Annotated in this window: 15 protein-coding genes; 3 read left to right on the top strand and 12 right to left on the bottom strand. The window is 36.1% G+C overall.

Annotated elements, in window-relative coordinates:
• Positions 1–197 precede the first annotated feature (197 nt).
• On the bottom strand, positions 198–3,932 hold the full coding sequence (locus tag LPB89_RS08865; RefSeq protein ID WP_230701401.1) for a metallophosphoesterase: 3,735 nt from the start codon (positions 3,930–3,932) through the stop codon (positions 198–200).
• Between the two features lie 26 nt (positions 3,933–3,958).
• On the opposite strand from LPB89_RS08865, the gene LPB89_RS08870 reads away from it, so the two are divergent.
• Entirely contained in the window at positions 3,959–5,137 is a 1,179-nt protein-coding gene (locus tag LPB89_RS08870; protein WP_230701402.1) for a Pycsar system effector family protein, read from the top strand.
• A 42-nt stretch (positions 5,138–5,179) separates the two neighbouring features.
• Here the strand turns inward: LPB89_RS08870 and LPB89_RS08875 are convergent, their stop codons facing one another.
• Complete coding sequence (locus LPB89_RS08875; protein WP_230701403.1) at positions 5,180–7,549, bottom strand: GAF domain-containing protein; 2,370 nt, start codon at positions 7,547–7,549, stop codon at positions 5,180–5,182.
• 229 nt (positions 7,550–7,778) lie between these two features.
• On the opposite strand from LPB89_RS08875, the gene LPB89_RS08880 reads away from it, so the two are divergent.
• Both LPB89_RS08880 and LPB89_RS08885 read left to right on the top strand, forming a co-directional pair.
• On the top strand, positions 7,779–8,531 hold the full coding sequence (locus LPB89_RS08880) for an SDR family oxidoreductase (protein ID WP_230701404.1): 753 nt from the start codon (positions 7,779–7,781) through the stop codon (positions 8,529–8,531).
• Positions 8,532–8,605: 74 nt separating this feature from the next.
• Positions 8,606–9,187, top strand: coding sequence for a TetR/AcrR family transcriptional regulator (locus tag LPB89_RS08885; protein WP_230701405.1), 582 nt, complete (start codon positions 8,606–8,608; stop codon positions 9,185–9,187).
• 84 nt (positions 9,188–9,271) lie between these two features.
• Here LPB89_RS08885 and LPB89_RS08890 read toward each other — a convergent pair whose 3' ends face one another.
• The 10 genes from LPB89_RS08890 to LPB89_RS08935 all read right to left on the bottom strand — a co-directional run bounded on the left by LPB89_RS08890 (position 9,272) and on the right by LPB89_RS08935 (position 17,676).
• Complete coding sequence (locus LPB89_RS08890) at positions 9,272–10,330, bottom strand: nucleoid-associated protein (RefSeq protein WP_127339481.1); 1,059 nt, start codon at positions 10,328–10,330, stop codon at positions 9,272–9,274.
• Positions 10,331–10,377: 47 nt separating this feature from the next.
• Positions 10,378–10,737 (bottom strand): four helix bundle protein, encoded by a 360-nt coding sequence (locus tag LPB89_RS08895; protein ID WP_230701406.1) that lies wholly within the window; start codon positions 10,735–10,737, stop codon positions 10,378–10,380.
• Positions 10,738–10,861: 124 nt separating this feature from the next.
• Complete coding sequence (locus tag LPB89_RS08900) at positions 10,862–11,401, bottom strand: hypothetical protein (protein ID WP_127339482.1); 540 nt, start codon at positions 11,399–11,401, stop codon at positions 10,862–10,864.
• Positions 11,402–12,499: 1,098 nt separating this feature from the next.
• The gene (locus LPB89_RS08905; RefSeq protein WP_230701407.1) at positions 12,500–13,099 is read right to left on the bottom strand and encodes an HPP family protein; all 600 of its coding nucleotides are present in this window, start codon (positions 13,097–13,099) and stop codon (positions 12,500–12,502) included.
• Positions 13,100–13,101: 2 nt separating this feature from the next.
• Complete coding sequence (locus LPB89_RS08910; RefSeq protein ID WP_230701408.1) at positions 13,102–14,409, bottom strand: chloride channel protein; 1,308 nt, start codon at positions 14,407–14,409, stop codon at positions 13,102–13,104.
• A gap of 365 nt (positions 14,410–14,774) precedes the next feature.
• Positions 14,775–15,164: a VOC family protein gene (locus LPB89_RS08915; protein ID WP_230701409.1), complete on the bottom strand. Its 390-nt coding sequence runs from the start codon at positions 15,162–15,164 to the stop codon at positions 14,775–14,777.
• Positions 15,164–15,739, bottom strand: coding sequence for a sugar O-acetyltransferase (locus LPB89_RS08920; protein ID WP_230701410.1), 576 nt, complete (start codon positions 15,737–15,739; stop codon positions 15,164–15,166). Before LPB89_RS08920 ends, LPB89_RS08915 begins: the two co-directional genes overlap by 1 nt.
• Positions 15,740–15,760: 21 nt before the next feature.
• Positions 15,761–16,369 carry a hypothetical protein gene (locus tag LPB89_RS08925; protein WP_230701411.1) on the bottom strand — a complete coding sequence of 203 codons (609 nt, stop codon included), beginning with the start codon at positions 16,367–16,369 and terminating at the stop codon, positions 15,761–15,763.
• A 35-nt stretch (positions 16,370–16,404) separates the two neighbouring features.
• Positions 16,405–16,863 carry a DinB family protein gene (locus tag LPB89_RS08930; RefSeq protein ID WP_230701412.1) on the bottom strand — a complete coding sequence of 153 codons (459 nt, stop codon included), beginning with the start codon at positions 16,861–16,863 and terminating at the stop codon, positions 16,405–16,407.
• 60 nt (positions 16,864–16,923) lie between these two features.
• A complete protein-coding gene (locus tag LPB89_RS08935) occupies positions 16,924–17,676 on the bottom strand; it encodes a carbon-nitrogen hydrolase family protein (protein WP_230701413.1) in 753 nt (250 codons plus the stop codon).
• Between the last annotated feature and the right edge of the window lie 136 nt (positions 17,677–17,812).

Raw genomic sequence — 17,812 nt, forward strand, 5'->3', positions numbered from 1 at the left:
TTTAACAGCTAATAGTGAAATGTATTAAATGTGTTTTTTGAAACACTAAAAGTATTTTCAATTTTGAATAAATAAAAATGTCTGCTTTTAAAATAAAAAGCAGACATTTAAAACTTTGTTCCTCTGAACCTTTGTTCCTCTGAACCTAAAATAAAGCCTCAGAACCTTAGCAACTCAGTACCTCAGGACCTGCAAGTTTAAAAACTATACGCTGCGCCAAAAATAACTCTTCCTACTTCGTCCGGTGATTTAAAATAGGAGATTCTGGCTGTAATTACGTTAACGGCATTTAGCCAGAGTCCGCCACCATAATCCTGATGCCATTTTCTAGAGTTTTCTCCGTCAAGCCAAATTCTTCCGTAGTCAAAACCACCCAGAATTCCGTAAGTAAACGGAACTATGGTGCGATTAATTTTTCCGATACTTAGTCGAAGATCACTACTTTGCGAGAAATAAGAACTTCCTAAAAAGCGTTCGTTTCTGTAGCCTCGTAAATCGGTATCTCCACCCAGAGTAGCACCCTGATAAAATTCGTAGTTGTTGTTTAAGATGGCTTTCCCTTTCACATAAGTAGCCAAAATCAATTTTCCGTTATGATCTATTCTGTGCGTAAAGCCTAATGCACTTTCAATGGCAGGAAAATTTTGTTTGGTGTCATCCAGATTGGTGGTCCAGGTTGCCGCAACCATAAATGCCATTCCCAATGTTGGTTTTGCTTTAAAATCCGAGTTTTTAAAAGTATATTTAATTTTTGCTCCTCCATACGACTGCCCTTCAAAAATGTCCGGATTTATAATACCGGGAGTATTAATAAATCTGCCCTCTGTATCTTCCACTTTCATCCTTTCGAAAAAGGGCTGAAAAGTCAGTTCACTTCCATAACGCCCAACGTGTCTTAGGGCTGGTGCCACTTTAATTTGCTGAATACGTACTCTGTTATAATCCATTCCGGCATCCTGATCGTTATTTGGTGTTTCATTTCCATAGCCAAAGTAATTCTTGGCAAAATTCGGAGTGGTATATTGTGATTCTACGTCAATTACCCATTTTCCTAGCAGCCCGGGGAAATGTGCTACATAATTAAATTCAAGACCACCCGTCGCAAAATAGTAAAAAGCATTCAGTACGTGTCTTTGCGTATACGGATTTTGCTTGAAATTATTTACGGTATAATTTAAATTAATACCCACTTTCACCCCGTCATCAGGATTAAAACCGATGTTCGGAAGTCCTGAAACTACATTGTATTTGGGCTTTTCGTAATTGTATAAATTAACATCATAATCATCCGTTAACTGTGTCTGGGTTTTTGAATCCAGATTATAGGTGTTTTCTTTTGATTTGAAATCATAAACAATGACTCTTTTTCCGTTTTCAATGTTATAGATATCATTGTTCTGACCACCAATCAAACGAATTTTTATTTTTGATTTGTGATTCCCCGTTACTTCAAAGGTATCGTTGTCATCTAAACCGTAAATCCACAGGTTACAGGTTTTGTTATCGGTGATATTTTTGGTGTAAATTAATTCATTACCTTCTTTTTTAATCCTGTATACTTTAAGTTCTAAGCTCTTTTTGGCATTATGATCAATCACAAATTTGTCTTTCTTGTCTGTTCCGGCAATCATGATCGTATGGCTCAGCACATCAAAATATTGCGATGCATACTTCTGTAATTCTTTTTTTCTGTTTTTTAATTTTTGCTCAATGCCTTTAATGGTGCCATCCTGAACTTCTTTAGGCAAATTTTTAAACGCGTTATTGATGTCTTCATCCGATAAATTCTGCTGAATAAATTTCGCCTGTTCAATCCAGTCTTTTTCGTCAGCCGTTTTCAGAAAAGCCAAATCTAACGGATAAGGTTCTCTGTTTAGCCATTTTACATTGTCAATTTTGTTTTTAAACGTTCGCATGTGGCGAAGTGCCGGAATATTCATTAAAATAGAAAGTAAGGTTCCGTCATATTTCACAAAAGCCTGATCACGGTCACGCGGAATTGGTCTGTAAAGGATTTTGTCCCCAATTTTATATTCTCCCCAGCGCCATTGATCGCTGTGTCTGTCCCAGTCGCCAATTAGCATGTCAAACAAACGGGCTTTGATGTATTCTTTTTCATCAACAGCATACTTTTCGTCTTTGTGAAGATTTTTCATCATATCATCGGTGCTGATGATATCTCTCGGATGTCCAAAGCTTTTGGCATCTATTTGGTTATCGGCGGCTCTTTCCTCAACCATATACAATTCATCCCCAAAATTTGAATTGAATTCTTTCAAGCCATTTTGTTTCGGAATGTAATATAAAACGGGATTGCTGTGGGCCAGTCCTAATTTGTCTGCCATGTTTCCAACAGCAAATGGAGTGTAAGGATGAGAAGTAGTATAGAAATCCAGTAAAAAACCTTCAGCATAGGTGTCTTCAAAATCATTTACAATATACTGATCTTTAAATGCTACGGACTGCAGGAATTGGGTGGCACTCTTTTTCATGGCACGCATTACATATTCGCGGCCTTTGCTGTCTGACATTCGTAAGGATTTGGACTGATGTCCGCCGCCTTCGCGAATCGGTTTCAAACCTCCCATCAAAGTATCGAGTGTTGCTGTTTTGGCTTCAATTGGTAAACTGTAATAGGATCTGTAATGATTTCCGAATAAGAATCTGTGAAAGAGACTTTTCTTCGTCATTTCTTTATCATAGATAGAAGCAGTTACTGTTTTTGGGAAATTAGTGGTACTGCCGGCAGCCCAGTTAATTTCTTTTGCTTTTATGATTTCACGTTCAAAAAGCATTTTTTCTTTTTGATTTTCTTTTCCGAAGAAATTAACTTTTGCATCCCCACTTTTAAATAAGGTCAATGTTGCGTAACCATTTCCTCCATAAGAAAAATCATTTGGGCCTATAGCCCTTGCGGCTTCGGATTTTGAACCTGCACCACTAATAATTTGTTTGATGTTCTCCCTGTTCACATATTGCAGGTTATGATCGTGTCCGGAAACTACAATTACATTTTTCTGTCCCTGAAGTAATGTTTTTATTCGCTTCGCGTAAATTGTATATTGTTTGTTCTGTAAATCCTGTGGACTAATACCGGATGTCTTTCGTAATAAATTGATGAAAGAACCAATAATTGGAAGGGGAATTTTATTTTCAAGCGGAAATAATTGTTTTTCTAATGAAAACTGACCGCCGTGTGTACCGTTACTCATTAAAGGATGATGAATGGCAAGAACGACCGTTTTTTCCTGGTTTTTGTTTAAAAGGTTTTCAAGCTCATCAAAAAAATCTTCCCGGGTTTTAATGTCGCAATTGTCATTAATAGTAGGATGATGGTCCCAATTTTCGAGATACCATTCACTGTCAACAGTAATTAATGTTGACGTACTGTCGATTTTAACATCTTCAATCGGGCAGCCTTTTCGGGGTAAGAAAGCTTTTTTGTCGTTAAGGTATTTCGTTACAAAATCGGCCTGACGTTCCAAACCGCTAATACCGCTGTACCAGTCGTGATTTCCCGGAATAACGATCGTTTTTCCTTTAAACCCTTCTGTTAGCTTCAATTGATTTTTAAGTTTTGTCTCTGCGATTGCCTTTTCAGCAGCATTATTATCAGCGGGGAAACCTTTTGGGTAGATATTGTCTCCCAAAAAGACTAAAGTCGACTTTTTATTTGCTTTTTTTAATTTTTTATGCAGTAATTCAAGTGTTTGCTGAGCTTGTTCTTCGTCAGCATTTCCTGCATCTCCGACTAAAAAAATAGTGTGAGCAATTTTTATGGTATCTGTTGCGTTTTCATTTTCGTTGGCGCTGACACTTTTTCCGTATTGCACTTTATGTGTAGCGCAGGAATAAAGCATAAACAAAGAGATTATTGCCAAAGAATAGTTTTTAATCTTGGTAATAAAATGGTTATCCAAAAACAATTTCATAATTTCGTGGTATAAAAATATTCTTTATGAATCTAATAGAACAATCCGAAGATTTCGTCAGTAATTTACTCAAAGATAAACTTTCTAATTTATATTCGTACCATAATATTAACCATACTTTTAATGTAGTTTCTGCTGTTAAAAAGCTTTGTAACAAAGAAAATATAGGAGATGCCGAAAAAGAAATACTTTTGGTGGCCGCATGGTTTCATGATACGGGTTATATAAATGGTGTTGAAGACCATGAAAATGAGAGTGTAAAGATTGCAACGAAGTTTTTGAAAGAGAAAGAGCAGTCGGATGAATTTATAGCCGAAGTTTCGAAACTTATTATGGCTACCAACAAATATTATGTTCCGCAAACACAGCTGGAAAAGATCATAAAAGATGCCGATTTCGTTCATATCACCAGCTTAGAATATGAATCTACCTGTGAATTGCTGCGTTTTGAGTTGAAAAACACCATGGATTTGTCTTTTTCCAGTTTAGATTGGGCTAAAGAAAATCTGAGTTTTTTAATCAACAAACATCGGTTTTACACCGACTATGCTTTGAAAAAATGGCAGCCTCTAAAAGAAAAGAATATAGTGACAGTTCAGAAAAGACTGAATAAGGAGGAATTGAAAAAAGCGAAAGAGTACGAAGCCGAGGAAAAAAAGAAAGATAAAGTCGAAAAACCGGATCGTGGTGTCGATACTTTATTTCGTGTAACTCTCGGAAATCATACGCGTCTGAGCGGAATTGCAGATAGTAAAGCTAATATTCTGTTGTCTGTCAATGCAATTATTATTTCGATTGCACTTTCTTCGATTATACCAAAATTAGACAGTCCGAAAAATGCCCATCTGGTGATTCCGACATTTATTATGCTGATGTCAAGTGTGATTACTATTATTTTTGCCATTCTTTCGACACGTCCAAAAGTCACTTCGGGTTTCTTTACACGCGCTGACGTTGAAGCTAAAAAAGTAAATCTGATGTTTTTTGGAAATTTCTACAAAATGCCTCTGGAAGATTACGACTGGGCCATGAATGAAATGATGAAAGACCGTGATTACTTATATTCAACCATGATCAAGGATTTATACTATCTTGGGTTGGTACTCCAGCGTAAATATAATTTACTGCGAATTGCCTATAACTTTTTTATGGTTGGCATTATCATCACCGTTATTGCATTTGTGATCGCTTTTAAAACCTTATAAAAAAAAAGCTCAACTATTTTAAGTTGAGCTTTTTTAATAAAATTAGTTGAGTTCATCCAGTAAATCCTGATAGGTGATTTTTTTGGCGTTTGCGTTGGTAATGTTATTGATTACTTTGACGCGAATGGCTCTTAAGCCTGAAACACCCTGCAAATCTTCTACTTCAAATTGCTCGATGGCAGGTTCCAGTATTTTTTTGTGCTGTAAGTATTTGATATATTTCAAATATTCGGCTTCTTCACCATTTTGGGAATATACGATCGTAATTTTTTCTTTCTCCGTGATTCGGTCTTTCGTGCCTTTAATATTGGCTTTGTCAATACGTTTTTTAACAACTTCATATCTGGCGTTGTATGTTCCGTCAACATCAAAGCGTTTTTCATCCATTCTGAAACGAATAGAAAGCGCTGAACTGAATACCAGAATCAATGAAGTCACATCCAGTTCGTATGGCAGGGATTCTTTAAGCTGATGATGTTCCAGTTCCATTTCGCATAAAGTCTGCAGCTGCCACAAACGCAGGTTATGCAGGTACATAATATCAAAAGGTTTTGTCGGTGCTATGGAAGCTCCGATATATAAATTATGCTCTACACCATCTGTTTTAAAACGCTCGTAATAATGCGGATAAATTTGCTGTGCCTCCAATTGTTTTCTATCCAGAACAGAAGCCAGTTTTTTATTGATAATAGACATCGCATTATCAAATTTCTTTCTTTCCTGATAAAACATGCCTGTTTTTTCATCCAGGCTTTCAAAATACAGCTTCTCTAATCTTTCATCTTTGGCCGTGTCTTTTGTATTTTTTAGAAGGGGATGAATTTCTTCTTCTATATACCGCTGAATATGTTGTTCCGTATCTGCTTTTAAAGGCTGATCCAGTTCATCGCGTAGTGATTCTAATTCAAACTTACGCTGCTCCAGAAGCATCAGATTGCTGTTGGATTTCTGGTTGCCGAAAATCTCTAAAATGGTCGTGAGCTGATTTTTTAAATCTCTCTTAACCGTTTCATTTCGATGCTCTGAAGAACCCTTGATATCAATTTGTCCGTATAAAGGGAAAACGTTTTTAAACACGATTTCCTTAAAGATATAATCTTTGGTTGGATTGTTATTCTGAAAGTAATTTTGGGATTCCTTTTTAAATTTCCAATACACACTTGGGTGAATAGTAGTGTATTCACGTTGAATAATCGCTTCCACCTGATGCTGCATATCTGTATTATAACGATCGATGGTGTCGGTTAAATAAGGCAGTACCAGTTCGAGTTTGGTCGCGTTTACGCTGTTTAAGCTTCTTGGATTTTCAGAAACCAGTTCGACAACCCCCAATAAATGACCATCTTTTATGACCGGAGCAAAAACACAGCTCTGAATGTTTTGTTTTAGTAAATGTTCACCCAGTCTCTTATTTGGAGATTCTTCCATGAATTTTTTAACATTGGAAATAACAAAAGGCTCCTGTTTGTCTAATAAATTTTCAAAAGAACATCCGAAAAAAGCATTTTTGCAATCGACTTCCTGATCAGTTGAAAGCAAAAAACTTTGCAGCTGATTGTCGAATTTGACAGGCCTGATAAATTTTTCTTCTTCGGGATTGTAGATAATAAAACCCACTTTTAAATCAGGGATTTTAAAAATAGATTTAAAAATATTTTCGATAATATCATTGGATGCTACCGTTTTTGCATCGGGTTTCAGCAGATTGCTTTTTAAATTGGAGATGGCACTTTCTGTAGTGGCATCAAATAAAGAAACAATTCCGAAACCTTTTAGCATCCAGCTTCCGGGAGGAAATTTCGATTTCCAGAGCTCAATATCATTATAATTGTCAATCAGCTCATCAATATCATTTTGTGTAAGGGAAACCGAATGTTCTGTTGGCGTGATTTCCATAAAATCGGCATTGTACAGAATGCGGTAATGTTTTTCAATTCCGTTTTCATCGGGAATATCATAAAAAAAGATTTTATTGAAATCTATATTTTGTCCATAATAACTGCTCAAAATCAGGCAGCAGTTATTAATATAGAACTGGTGATTATCAAAATCACGAATTTCCATATAAAACTCATCACCGGCATTACGCAATATTTTTTTGAAACGCTCTGTATAATTAAAGGAGATGTTTTGAAAGGGAATGGTAACTGCTTTAATTTCATTATGCGTTAAAGCTGTGGGAAACAAATCGGCTAATATGTTTTTTATTAAAGCCTCATTATTCTTGATGATACTAAAATCTTCAATTCCAGTCTTCAATTGAGGTATAGATTCTATCTGTTTTAAAATAGCTTTCGCATAGTTTGACCGGTAATCTACGTTCGATAAAGCAATTTCTTCAAATGACTCTATTAATTTATGAAAAGAGATTATTGTTTTAAAGGGACTATCTGCGTGCAAAAGAGTATCCATTTGTTTTTGGGTTTAGATTGCAAAATTAAGCAAAAATTAAGAATGTCAATGATTTTACCATCTGTTTCGCTTATGGCATCATAGATTTTCAGGCATTGGAAAGTGGCGTAATCAGGGCTTCTTTTTTATTTAACAAAATATTAACTTCGACAATAAAGGAACGATCGTTCCGTTATTATATCTTTGCTCCATAATAATTGAATAATCAATAATTTAAAAACAAATAAAAATGAAAAATTTAGAAAGAAAAGTAGCTATTGTAACAGGTGGTAATAGTGGAATCGGATATGCTGCTGCAGCAGAGTTTGTAGAAAGAGGCGCAACAGTAATTGTGACCGGAAGAAACAAGGAAGCTTTGCTTAAAGCAGAAAAAGAACTGAATGTAACCGGAATTGTAGCTGATCAGGGCGATTTAAAATCAATTGATAATTTAGTAGCTGAAGTAGCTGCAAAATTTGGTAAAATTGATATTGTGTTTTTAAATGCCGGAGTGGCTTCCTTTTCACCTTTGGAATCAGCATCAGAAGAACATTACGATTCTATTATGGATGTGAATGTAAAAGGCGTTTACTTTACACTTCAGAAATTATTGCCTATTCTGAATGACGGAGGATCAGTAATTTTTAATACTTCTATCAATGCAAGTGTTGGAATGCCAAACTCCGGAGTGTATGCCGCAAGCAAAGCAGCACTTTTATCTTTAAACCGTGTATTTGCGACTGAACTGGTACCAAGAAATATCAGAATCAACGCTGTTTCTCCCGGTCCTGTTGAAACTCCGCTTTACGGAAAATTAGGATTGCAAAAAGAAGAAGTAGAAGGTTTTGGAGCTATTTTGGGAGAGAAAATATTATTGAAACGTTTTGGTAAACCTTCGGAAATCGCAAAAACGGTAGCGTTCCTGGCTTCTGATGACGCCTCATTTATTACTGGTACCGAAATCGTTGTGGACGGCGGACTGATCGTTAACGCTGTAGTTTAATTTTTTTTTAAGCTAATTCAGGAACGATTGTTCCGTATTTTTTATATCTTTGTCAAGAATTTAATTAGGAAATCATGGCCAGAACGAAAGAATTTAATGAAGACCAGGCATTGGATAAAGCTATTGAAATTTTCTGGCACAAAGGGTACAACGGAACTTCGGCGCAGGATTTGGTAACTCATTTGGGTTTAAGTCGTTCCAGTCTGTACGATACCTTTGGTGACAAGCAAAAGCTTTTTTCGATGGCCCTGAAAAGATACCAGAAGCAGGGTCAGGATTATGTCAAAAATCTTTTGGAAGAAGCTGAAGATGTCAAAGCAACGCTGACCATAATTTTTAAACAGGCGGTTTTGGAAAGTCTGGAAGACCGGATTACAAAAGGCTGTTTTATGGTGAATTCTTCGGTAGAACTTGCCATGCATGATGAAGAGATTGCCAAAATAGTAAACGATAACAGGCAGACAATGGAAGATGTTTTTCTGAAGGCCGTTACAAAAGGGCAGGAGGCAGGCCAGATTTCAACAAAGCAGAATGCAAGGACGCTGGCTCGTTTTATCTTTAACAATTATACAGGCATCAGGGTTTTGGCCCGTTCCGGCGAGAAAGACAAACAAGTGTATGATGATATTCTCAAAGCACTATTTTCTTTGTTTTAAGAAAGTATTTCAATTAAAAAACGGCAATTACATATAGTAGTTGCCGTTTTTTGTTTAAGTAAGTAATAGAAAATGAATGACTTTCTAGCTTTTTTCTTCTTTATTGAAGTAAACTAAATAGTAATACATTTGTTTTTCTTCATCCCACCCTTTTTCAACGTATTTTTCTGCGCTTTCCGGATTGATGAAATCCATTTTTATCTGAATATGCGTATCCAGGTTAATCACGTTTTTAATCGATTTTCTGGCGTCAGAAACTGCTGAGTTGGCAATTGGAAATGAGGTTACATCTTCGATGCTATATTTTTCTCCTTTATCCACTTTGTAGTTTTTGAATTCAGGAATTAAGTCAGGGTTGTCTAATACTTCGTTTAGGAAATTTTGCTCTTCAAACTGATCATTTTTCGCGAAATAATTCACGGATCGGTTCATAAACATCACTTCTTCTTTTTTGTCTTCTGCCGGCAAAACGACATCTTTGGCGAAGTTCTGACAGAATTTCAGGTATTTTTTAGTAATGAAGTTTTCATCTTCAAAGGCATCAACAGATAAAAAATGCTCTAACCAGTAGCGCGCATCATAACGGTTGCTGTCTACGGTCAGGATTTTGTACCCTTCTTCTTTTTTATAATTAAAGATCAGACATCCTTTGTCTAACTTGCTCAGGTTGATTCCCTGCTGCAGGATCATTTCAAGATTGCTGTCTTTTTCCTCGAATTGTAAAAAGTCAGCCTGTAATTCACTTTTAAAAATTCCGATAGCATCCACAACATTGTTGTCAATACTTAAATTGGTCAGGTAGGTTACATAAACCTCTCCGTTCTTAATATGCGGATGATTGGACTGCTCGAATAAATGTGTCGTGATTTTTTTGGAAATTTCCTGCACATTCGCCGGATTGGCAAAAATCTCGGTAGCATATTTAAACATGTCGTTATAATCCAAATCTACTTCGTGCGCAAACTGATAATAGTTTTCTTCTTTTTCTCTAAAAGGCTTAAAGAAGTACTCTTTTATCAAAGGCACAATTTCATCATTTAAATTAAATGGCTGTTCCGATAAAAAAATCGCTTCGTTTCTGCTTTTGTTTCCTACGCGGTGTATTGAAAGCGTCTCGATGTGGGTGTTGAATAAGTTGATCATTTATTTTTTTTAGGTTCAGAGTGGCAAAGGCTCAAAGGCTCAAAGGTTTAGTTTCTGTCTTTTATCTTTCGAATAAAGGCACTTAACATGCGCTCAAGCTCTCTGCTTTCTCCATTTATTTTGTTAAATTGATTCTCGTTTAAAAATTTTAAATTGAATGAGATTTCAAGCTGGGTTTGCATCTCGAATAATGATGACATTGAAATATTTAAAAATCTCAGATAATCATTATTGCCATCTCTGCCATAACCTTCGGCAATATTGCTGGGTATTGATACTGAACATCTTCTGATTTGTGAAGTTAGTCCATAAATTTCTTCTTTTGGAAATAAATTTGTTAGTTGGTAAATTTCGATTACCAAGTTCATAGATTTTTGCCAGATCAGAAGGTCTCTAAAAGTTTTCATTTTTCATTTTTTTTAAACAAATATAAAAAAACAAGAAAAAACTTATAATTTAAAATCGTAAGATTTTAAAGAAAACCTTTGAACCTTTGCAACTCAGAACCTCAGCCCCTCAGAACCTTTCCTTCTAATTCCAATTCTCCTCAAACCCGAAATCCTCAAAGCTGTCGTCTCCTTCAAACATATCAAGATCATCTTCGTCTAAATCGTCTTCAAATTCGCCGTAGATATCGTCGTGCATGTCGGCTTCAAAGTTTTTTTCTATGGCTTCGTCCGGCATTTCACCGTGAGAGAATAAAGTTTCCGGATAAATTGCGGTAGCCGATTGCTCTTCTACAGCGGCCAGTTCTACAAGGAATGTCCACATATTGATGAAATCGTACACATAGATAATTTTGGTATTTTCTTTGTCTAAGAGATCAGATAATGCGTAATCACTCATGATTTTTTGTTCGCCGGGAACGTCTCCCGTATCAAAAAGCGGGATTTCATCTTCCTGATTCCAAGTTTCATCGCAGGTATAAAACGAAGCTACTTCCATTCCGTCAAAACCAAAAGCGTTGAAGATCGCATTGTGTAAATCCTCAAGAGTATCGTCCTCAAGAATTGCAATGTCTCTGAAAATGTCTTCTTCGGCGTCTAGAATTACTCTAAATTTATAAACCATAATCTTTGTATTTTTTGAAAAGTCAAAGGTAAAATATAAAAAACGAAATACGAATTTTGAATTACGTTTTGTTGAAAAGATTTTACAAATCGATTAATCTTACGAATGAAGTTTAATATTAGTTTGTCAGGCTGAGCGGAGTCAAAGCCCCATTCCAATTGGCAAGCCTTCGACTTCGCTCAGGATGACACCAGGTAAAGATGCTTTCCTTTAAGGTTTTCAAAACCTTACAGATTTTAATAATGACTTAAGTTTAAAATTTTCGTTGCGACTGTCAGGCTGAGCGGAGTCGAAGCCCCATTCCAATTGGCAAGCCTTCGACTTCGCTCAGGATGACACCAGGCCAAGATGCTTTCCTTTAAGGTTTTCAAAACCTTACAGATTTTAATAATGACTTAAGTTTAAAATTTTCGTTGCGACTGTCAGGCTGAGCGGAGTCGAAGCCCCATTCCAATTGGCAAGCCTTCGACTTCGCTCAGGATGACACCAGGCCAAGATGCTTTCCTTTAAGGTTTTCAAAACCTTACAGATTTTAATAATGACTTAAGTTTAAAATTTTCGTTGCGACTGTCAGGCTGAGCGGAGTCGAAGCCCCATTCCAATTGGCAAGCCTTCGACTTCGCTCAGGATGACACCAGGCCAAGATGCTTTCCTTTAAGGTTTTCAAAACCTTACAGATTTTAATAATGACTTAAGTTTAAAATTTTCGTTGCGACTGTCAGGCTGAGCGGAGTCGAAGCCCCATTCCAATTGGCAAGCCTTAGACTTCGCTCAGGATGATACCAGGTCAAGATGCTTTCCTTTAAGGTTTTCAAAACTTTAAAGATTTTAATAATGACTTAAGTTTAAAATTTTCGTTGCGACTGTCAGGCTGAGCGAAGTCGAAGCCCCATTCCAATTGGCAAGTCTTCGACTTCGCTCAGGATGACACCAGTTCAAGATTCTTTCCATTGAGGTTTTCAAAACCTTAAAGATTTTAATAATGACTTAAGTTTAAAATTTTCGTTGCGACTGTCAGGCTGAGCGGAGTCGAAGCCCCATTCCAATTGGCAAGCCTTCAACTTCGCTCAGGATGACAATCATTTTTCAAATAAAAAACTATTTTCCCACCAGTCTTTTTCTGATTTTGTGATAATGCTTATGATAAGTGCTGTGACTTGGATAGGTCCTGCCTGAAGTTATATTATTAAAAATCAGTGCCGTTATAAATAGAATTAATACACCGTCTAAAACGGGAGAAAGTACATACATATAACCTAAATCTTTTATTTGAGCAGAGCCTGTAACTGCTATAAGTGCGGTTGCACCTCCGGGCGGATGAAGTGTTTTAGTAATTTGCATAAAAATAATAGAAAGCGAAACGGCAAGCGGTGCAGCTAACCAAACTATATCAGGGACCAGTTTGTTTACTGTAACGCCAATAATCGCCGAGATCAGATGACCGCCAATTAAATTTCGGGGCTGTGAAAACGGACTTTGAATAATTCCATAAACTAATACGCTTGATGCTCCAAAAGAACCAATTAAAAAAACAATATCGCTGCCGGAAAAACGAATAGATTCAAGATAAGCCAGAATTCCAATTCCGACAAAGGAGCCTAAAAAGGACCAAAAATGTTCTTTATAGTCAATTAAGGTTTCTTTGTAAAGGATGTAACGGGTCTTGCGGTAACTTCTTTTTATTTTCTGAACAGGCATGCTTATTTTATTAAACTTGGAGAATACGTATAAACAGTATAAGGATAAATCATTTTTGCCGTGTATTTAGAAATCAGGCAAACGGCTAAAATCGGAAGGAATAAGGTATAATCGTTTGTTAATCCGCACACTAAAAATATAGCAGTGAAAGGCGCATGAATGCTGGCACTTAAAACAGCTGCCATTCCGATAATCATAAAATTGACCGGAATTACCTGTGTGTTAAAAAATGTATTTAAAACGGAAGATAATAAAAGTCCCAGAAAAGCACCGATAAAAAGGCTTGGGGCAAAAACACCTCCATCGCCGCCTGAGGCTAATGTTACAGAAGTAACGATTGGTTTCAGAATTAGGATTCCGATGAAAGTCAATGCCAAAGTTACGGTTAACGGAAGCTGGGTGGAATTGCCAAAAATCATTTTTATAGCGTGATAACCTTCTCCGTATAATTGTGGAAATACAAATAATGAAATACTCAGTACAATTGATCCTAAAATAATTTTGTAGTAGTGCGTTTGAATTTTACCGAATTGAGATTTGAAAAATAAGACGCAACGGGTGAGGTAAACCGAATTTATTCCGGCCAGAATACCTAAAAGAATAAAATAAGGAATCGCTTTCAGGTGCCAGGTTGTGATGGAAACAGTAAATAAAGGTTCTTCTTTTAAAATCGATAATAAACCAAAAGCAATCGAAACGGCAATTACATTGGTAAGGATAAAAGCGCGTGTTACTTTTCGGGAGATGACTTCAACAGCAAATAAAATTCCGGCAACCGGACTGCTGAACAGTGCGGTAATTCCCGCGGCAACTCCAGCACAAATTAATTCAGTTTTATATTTACGAAAGACATTTTCTTTTTGCTGTGCAACGGAACCAATTGTCGCAGTAGCCACAACAGTGGAGACTTCGATTCCGGTGGAGCCTCCAAAAATAACAGTTAATAGTCCGTTGATAAAGTGGGATGGAATTTTGTAGGATGGAAGGTTTTTTGAACCTGATGTAGTGCTTTCAAAGACTTCTTTTATGCCTTTGTTTTCTTTTTTCTTAAAAAGATACTGCCTTAGAAAATAAATCACAGACAATCCTAAAACAGGAAAAATAACAAAAAAGACCGGATGTACCGTGACTTCGTGAAAGAAGATTTCTTCGTAATATTCGGTTATTTTTTTTAGTGAAATTCCCAGGAATGCAGAAAGAAAACCAATTAATAAAGAAACAATAACTAATTTTCGAAAAACAATGAATTGATGATTTTTTTTGATTTGTGCCGTTTTGTTCATCAGAAGTAAATTTGAGAATCGCAGCATTTTATTTGCGATTTCACAAAATTAGGCAATCACATTGGGTTTTTAATAAAAAGCACTCAGTAAATTGTGTTAAAAGTTACTTTGAAAGATAATTCTAAGTTGTTTTTGTTTTGTAATGTTGAAGAAGAATTTCGAAAAGTTGATAAGTTTAATTATTAAACCTACTAGTTTGTCATTTCCGACGAAGGAGAAATCTCCAGTAGTAATTCCACGTGCAAAATCGCCAATCTTTGTCGAGCTGCTGGCGAAGATTTACTTCGTCTGTTCGCTTGTTCGCTATCGCTCGAGCCTCCTTCGTTGAAATGACATAAATGAGAAAAAAATTTCCGACTTCGCGACTTCTCAAGATTAAATCTTTCTAAAAATTACCTTTCATAAAACTCAATCGGCAATAAATCCGGATCAGCTATAAAAGTAAATCGCTTATCAGTCGTTTCATCAATTCGGATGGGTTCTGATTCGATGTTTTTTGTATTCAAAAAAGCAATTGTTTCTTCTAAATTAATCACTTCAAAAGCTAAATGACGCAAACCCACAGCTTCAGGTCGTGAAGGACGCTTCGGTGGATTGGGAAACGAGAATAATTCGACGATGTAACTTCCGTTTAAGGCGAGGTCAAGTTTGTATGACTGACGTTCTTCACGATAGATTTCTCGAATAATAGTTAAACCTAAAACTTCGGTATAAAAAGTTTTGGATTTTTGATAATCAGAACATAAAATGGCGATATGATGAACTTTATTTAAGGTAAGCATTATGATTTTGATTCAGGTTCCTGATTTAATTTTCGAATGATTTTGGCCGGATTTCCAACAGCCAGTGAGTTGTCCGGAATGTTTTTTGTCACAACGGATCCTGCGCCAATGACACAGCCTTTCCCAATAGTTATCCCGGGACATATTACAGAATTTCCGCCAATCCAGCAATCGTCTCCAATAGAAACTGGCAGTGCATTTTCTAATGTTTTGCGTAATTCGGCATCAAGCGGATGGGTCGCCGTATAAATCTGGACATTGGGTGCGAAAAATACATTTGATCCGATCGTTACCGGTGCACAATCTAAAACCACACAATTGACATTAAAATAAACATTATCCCCGCAGATCATATTGTATCCGTAATCACAATGAAAAGGGGGTTCGATATAAAAACTTTTTCCGGTGTTCGGAATTAATTCAGCTAAAATTTCCTTTGCTTTTTTGGTCAGGCGGTATTCGGTTACATTCAGGCGATGCAATAAGTTTTTGGCTTTTCGGCGTTCTTTTACTAAGAGAGGATCTCCCGCAATATAATATTCACCCGAAATCATTTTTTCTTTTTCTGTTTTCATACCGTGTAATTACATTGATTACTATTTGTTCAGCATTCTGTTTTTGGTCATTTCAAGATTTTTTACAGCGCCTACAGGTGCAATTTTGATAGCCGGATTTCCTTCTGCCAAATAGAAAAAATAACCGGTATTGGAACCAATGAGATATACATTTTCAGACTTTTCGTCACTGTAATTTAATTTGTAATCATAGTGCAGTTTGTTGTTTTTTATTTTTTCAGAAATAGATCTGCCATCTGCAAATCCGTATCCCAGAAATACACATACTAAAAAAGCACTAAGTGATTTTAATGCCGTAATGTTATAATAGTTAAGTTTTTCGCTTTCTGATAATCCGGGTTCAACATCCTTTACGCCAAAAATTTTGTGAATCCATTTTTTATCTTCGTTTTTGATCAGTATTTGTGGAACGTTGAAATAAAAAACAATGAATACTAATACGGTTATGAAAAATATAGGATGTGAAGTAATGGCTGCTATCGGGCTTATCAAAATGTCCATGACTGAGGAATACCTTACGATGTTTATTCCAATTTGATAATAGGCCAGACTTTCTTTGACTATGCCTAAAATAACAAGAAAAAGATAGCCAAAAGGAAGTAAGTTCTGTACTTTATCAATGTCTTTCATATAAAAAAACTATTTTATTTCGGGTTTTAAATTTTTTACAAAAGCTTCTTCAGAATAACAATCTGACCCAAATGATAAACATCATGCTGAATGATTCCATGAATGTGCTCATAATAGGTATGATTGTTACTTGGGTATATTTTTTCTAAATCCGAATCATTAAAATCCTCAAAAAAGGCACTCCATAATTCCTGGGATTTCGCCAGGCTTTGCAGGGATTGTTCCCACGCTGCTTCGGAGGAATCTAAAACCGGAACGAAATAATTATGGTCAGGAGTGGTAACTGTTTCGCCCTGAACCCGCCTTAAAATGTTTCTTCTCCACTGTATTAAATGATTGACAATTTCCCAAATGGTATTTAAATTTGGATTTATTTTTCTGTAGGCCTGCTCTGCACTTACATTTTTTAAGGTGTCGTCAAGAGTGACTTCCAGCCAGGGTTCTCCATTATAAATGGATTGATATAAATTCGAAATTCTTTTGTTTTCTGACATAACTACTATGGTTTTTTTGTTTTTTTCTTGAAATGTAATTTTTGTTTTTTCAGCTGATTATCAAAGGGTGTAAAGTGAGTTCTCCTGAATACGGTGTTTGGTAATCTCTTCAGTTTCCGTATTAAAAACTATAACGCCTTCATTTTTATTGTCAAGCTGTCCTGCTAATTTTCCTTCTTTTGTCCAGACAGCACTACCGCCAACACTTATAAAATTATCACATTGCCCAATGCAATTTGCCATTAAAACGGGCATACTATATTTTTGAGCAACTTCGGGATAATGTACAAAAGCTTTTTCTATTCCATTTTGTGATTTGGCTACGCTTGCGAGATATATTTCTCCGCCCAGTTTGCTTGCTTTTTCGGCATGTGCTGTTTGCAGACTCTCATAACAAATAGCGGGAATAATTTTTTGGTTTTCAATTTCTATTAATACTTGTTCATGACCATTTTCAAAATAGGGAAATTCATCTTCATGAAGTTGTTGCTTGGAGTAGGTAAGTTTTTCCTGATTCGGTCGAAATACAATCATACTGATTCGGATTCTATTTTCAGTTTTTGTTGGAATTCCGACACCAATCGTAATCTCTTTACGATTCGAAATTTGCTGAAAAGTATCCATTCGACCATCGTCCGGATGAGTTGCAAGAGCTTTGGCAAGTTCCGGCTCATAACCTGTTAAAGAAAGCTCAGGGAAAAACACGGAAGTTGCTTTTAGCGAAGAAGCAATTTCTATAAATTTGAGGTGCTTTTCGATGTTAGCCGGAATGTCTCCCTTTAAAGGTTTTATCTGCGCGAGAGCTATGTTCATTTATTCTTTTTTTTAAATGTGACAAACTGAAAGCTAATATACAAATAAGTAATTTACAACTCATCCCCGAAATTCTACAATTGGGTTATTTAATATTTTTTAACTAAAACTGTTAAAATACATTTGCATCATCAAA

Source organism: Flavobacterium sp. ENC, assembly GCF_020991415.1.
Lineage (GTDB): Bacteria > Bacteroidota > Bacteroidia > Flavobacteriales > Flavobacteriaceae > Flavobacterium.

What these genes read in the sequence shown, in the direction of transcription:
- LPB89_RS08930 (WP_230701412.1), bottom strand. Translation starts at nt 16,863, where the DNA reads ATGTCAGAAAACAAAAGAATTTCGAATTTATATCAATCCATTTATAAT.
- LPB89_RS08895 (WP_230701406.1), bottom strand. Translation starts at nt 10,737, where the DNA reads ATGAAAACTTTTAGAGACCTTCTGATCTGGCAAAAATCTATGAACTTG.
- LPB89_RS08875 (WP_230701403.1), bottom strand. Translation starts at nt 7,549, where the DNA reads ATGGATACTCTTTTGCACGCAGATAGTCCCTTTAAAACAATAATCTCT.
- LPB89_RS08935 (WP_230701413.1), bottom strand. Translation starts at nt 17,676, where the DNA reads ATGAACATAGCTCTCGCGCAGATAAAACCTTTAAAGGGAGACATTCCG.
- LPB89_RS08905 (WP_230701407.1), bottom strand. Translation starts at nt 13,099, where the DNA reads ATGCCTGTTCAGAAAATAAAAAGAAGTTACCGCAAGACCCGTTACATC.
- LPB89_RS08900 (WP_127339482.1), bottom strand. Translation starts at nt 11,401, where the DNA reads ATGGTTTATAAATTTAGAGTAATTCTAGACGCCGAAGAAGACATTTTC.
- LPB89_RS08890 (WP_127339481.1), bottom strand. Translation starts at nt 10,330, where the DNA reads ATGATCAACTTATTCAACACCCACATCGAGACGCTTTCAATACACCGC.
- LPB89_RS08885 (WP_230701405.1), top strand. Translation starts at nt 8,606, where the DNA reads ATGGCCAGAACGAAAGAATTTAATGAAGACCAGGCATTGGATAAAGCT.
- LPB89_RS08920 (WP_230701410.1), bottom strand. Translation starts at nt 15,739, where the DNA reads ATGAAAACAGAAAAAGAAAAAATGATTTCGGGTGAATATTATATTGCG.
- LPB89_RS08925 (WP_230701411.1), bottom strand. Translation starts at nt 16,369, where the DNA reads ATGAAAGACATTGATAAAGTACAGAACTTACTTCCTTTTGGCTATCTT.
- LPB89_RS08915 (WP_230701409.1), bottom strand. Translation starts at nt 15,164, where the DNA reads ATGCTTACCTTAAATAAAGTTCATCATATCGCCATTTTATGTTCTGAT.
- LPB89_RS08880 (WP_230701404.1), top strand. Translation starts at nt 7,779, where the DNA reads ATGAAAAATTTAGAAAGAAAAGTAGCTATTGTAACAGGTGGTAATAGT.
- LPB89_RS08870 (WP_230701402.1), top strand. Translation starts at nt 3,959, where the DNA reads ATGAATCTAATAGAACAATCCGAAGATTTCGTCAGTAATTTACTCAAA.
- LPB89_RS08910 (WP_230701408.1), bottom strand. Translation starts at nt 14,409, where the DNA reads ATGCTGCGATTCTCAAATTTACTTCTGATGAACAAAACGGCACAAATC.
- LPB89_RS08865 (WP_230701401.1), bottom strand. Translation starts at nt 3,932, where the DNA reads ATGAAATTGTTTTTGGATAACCATTTTATTACCAAGATTAAAAACTAT.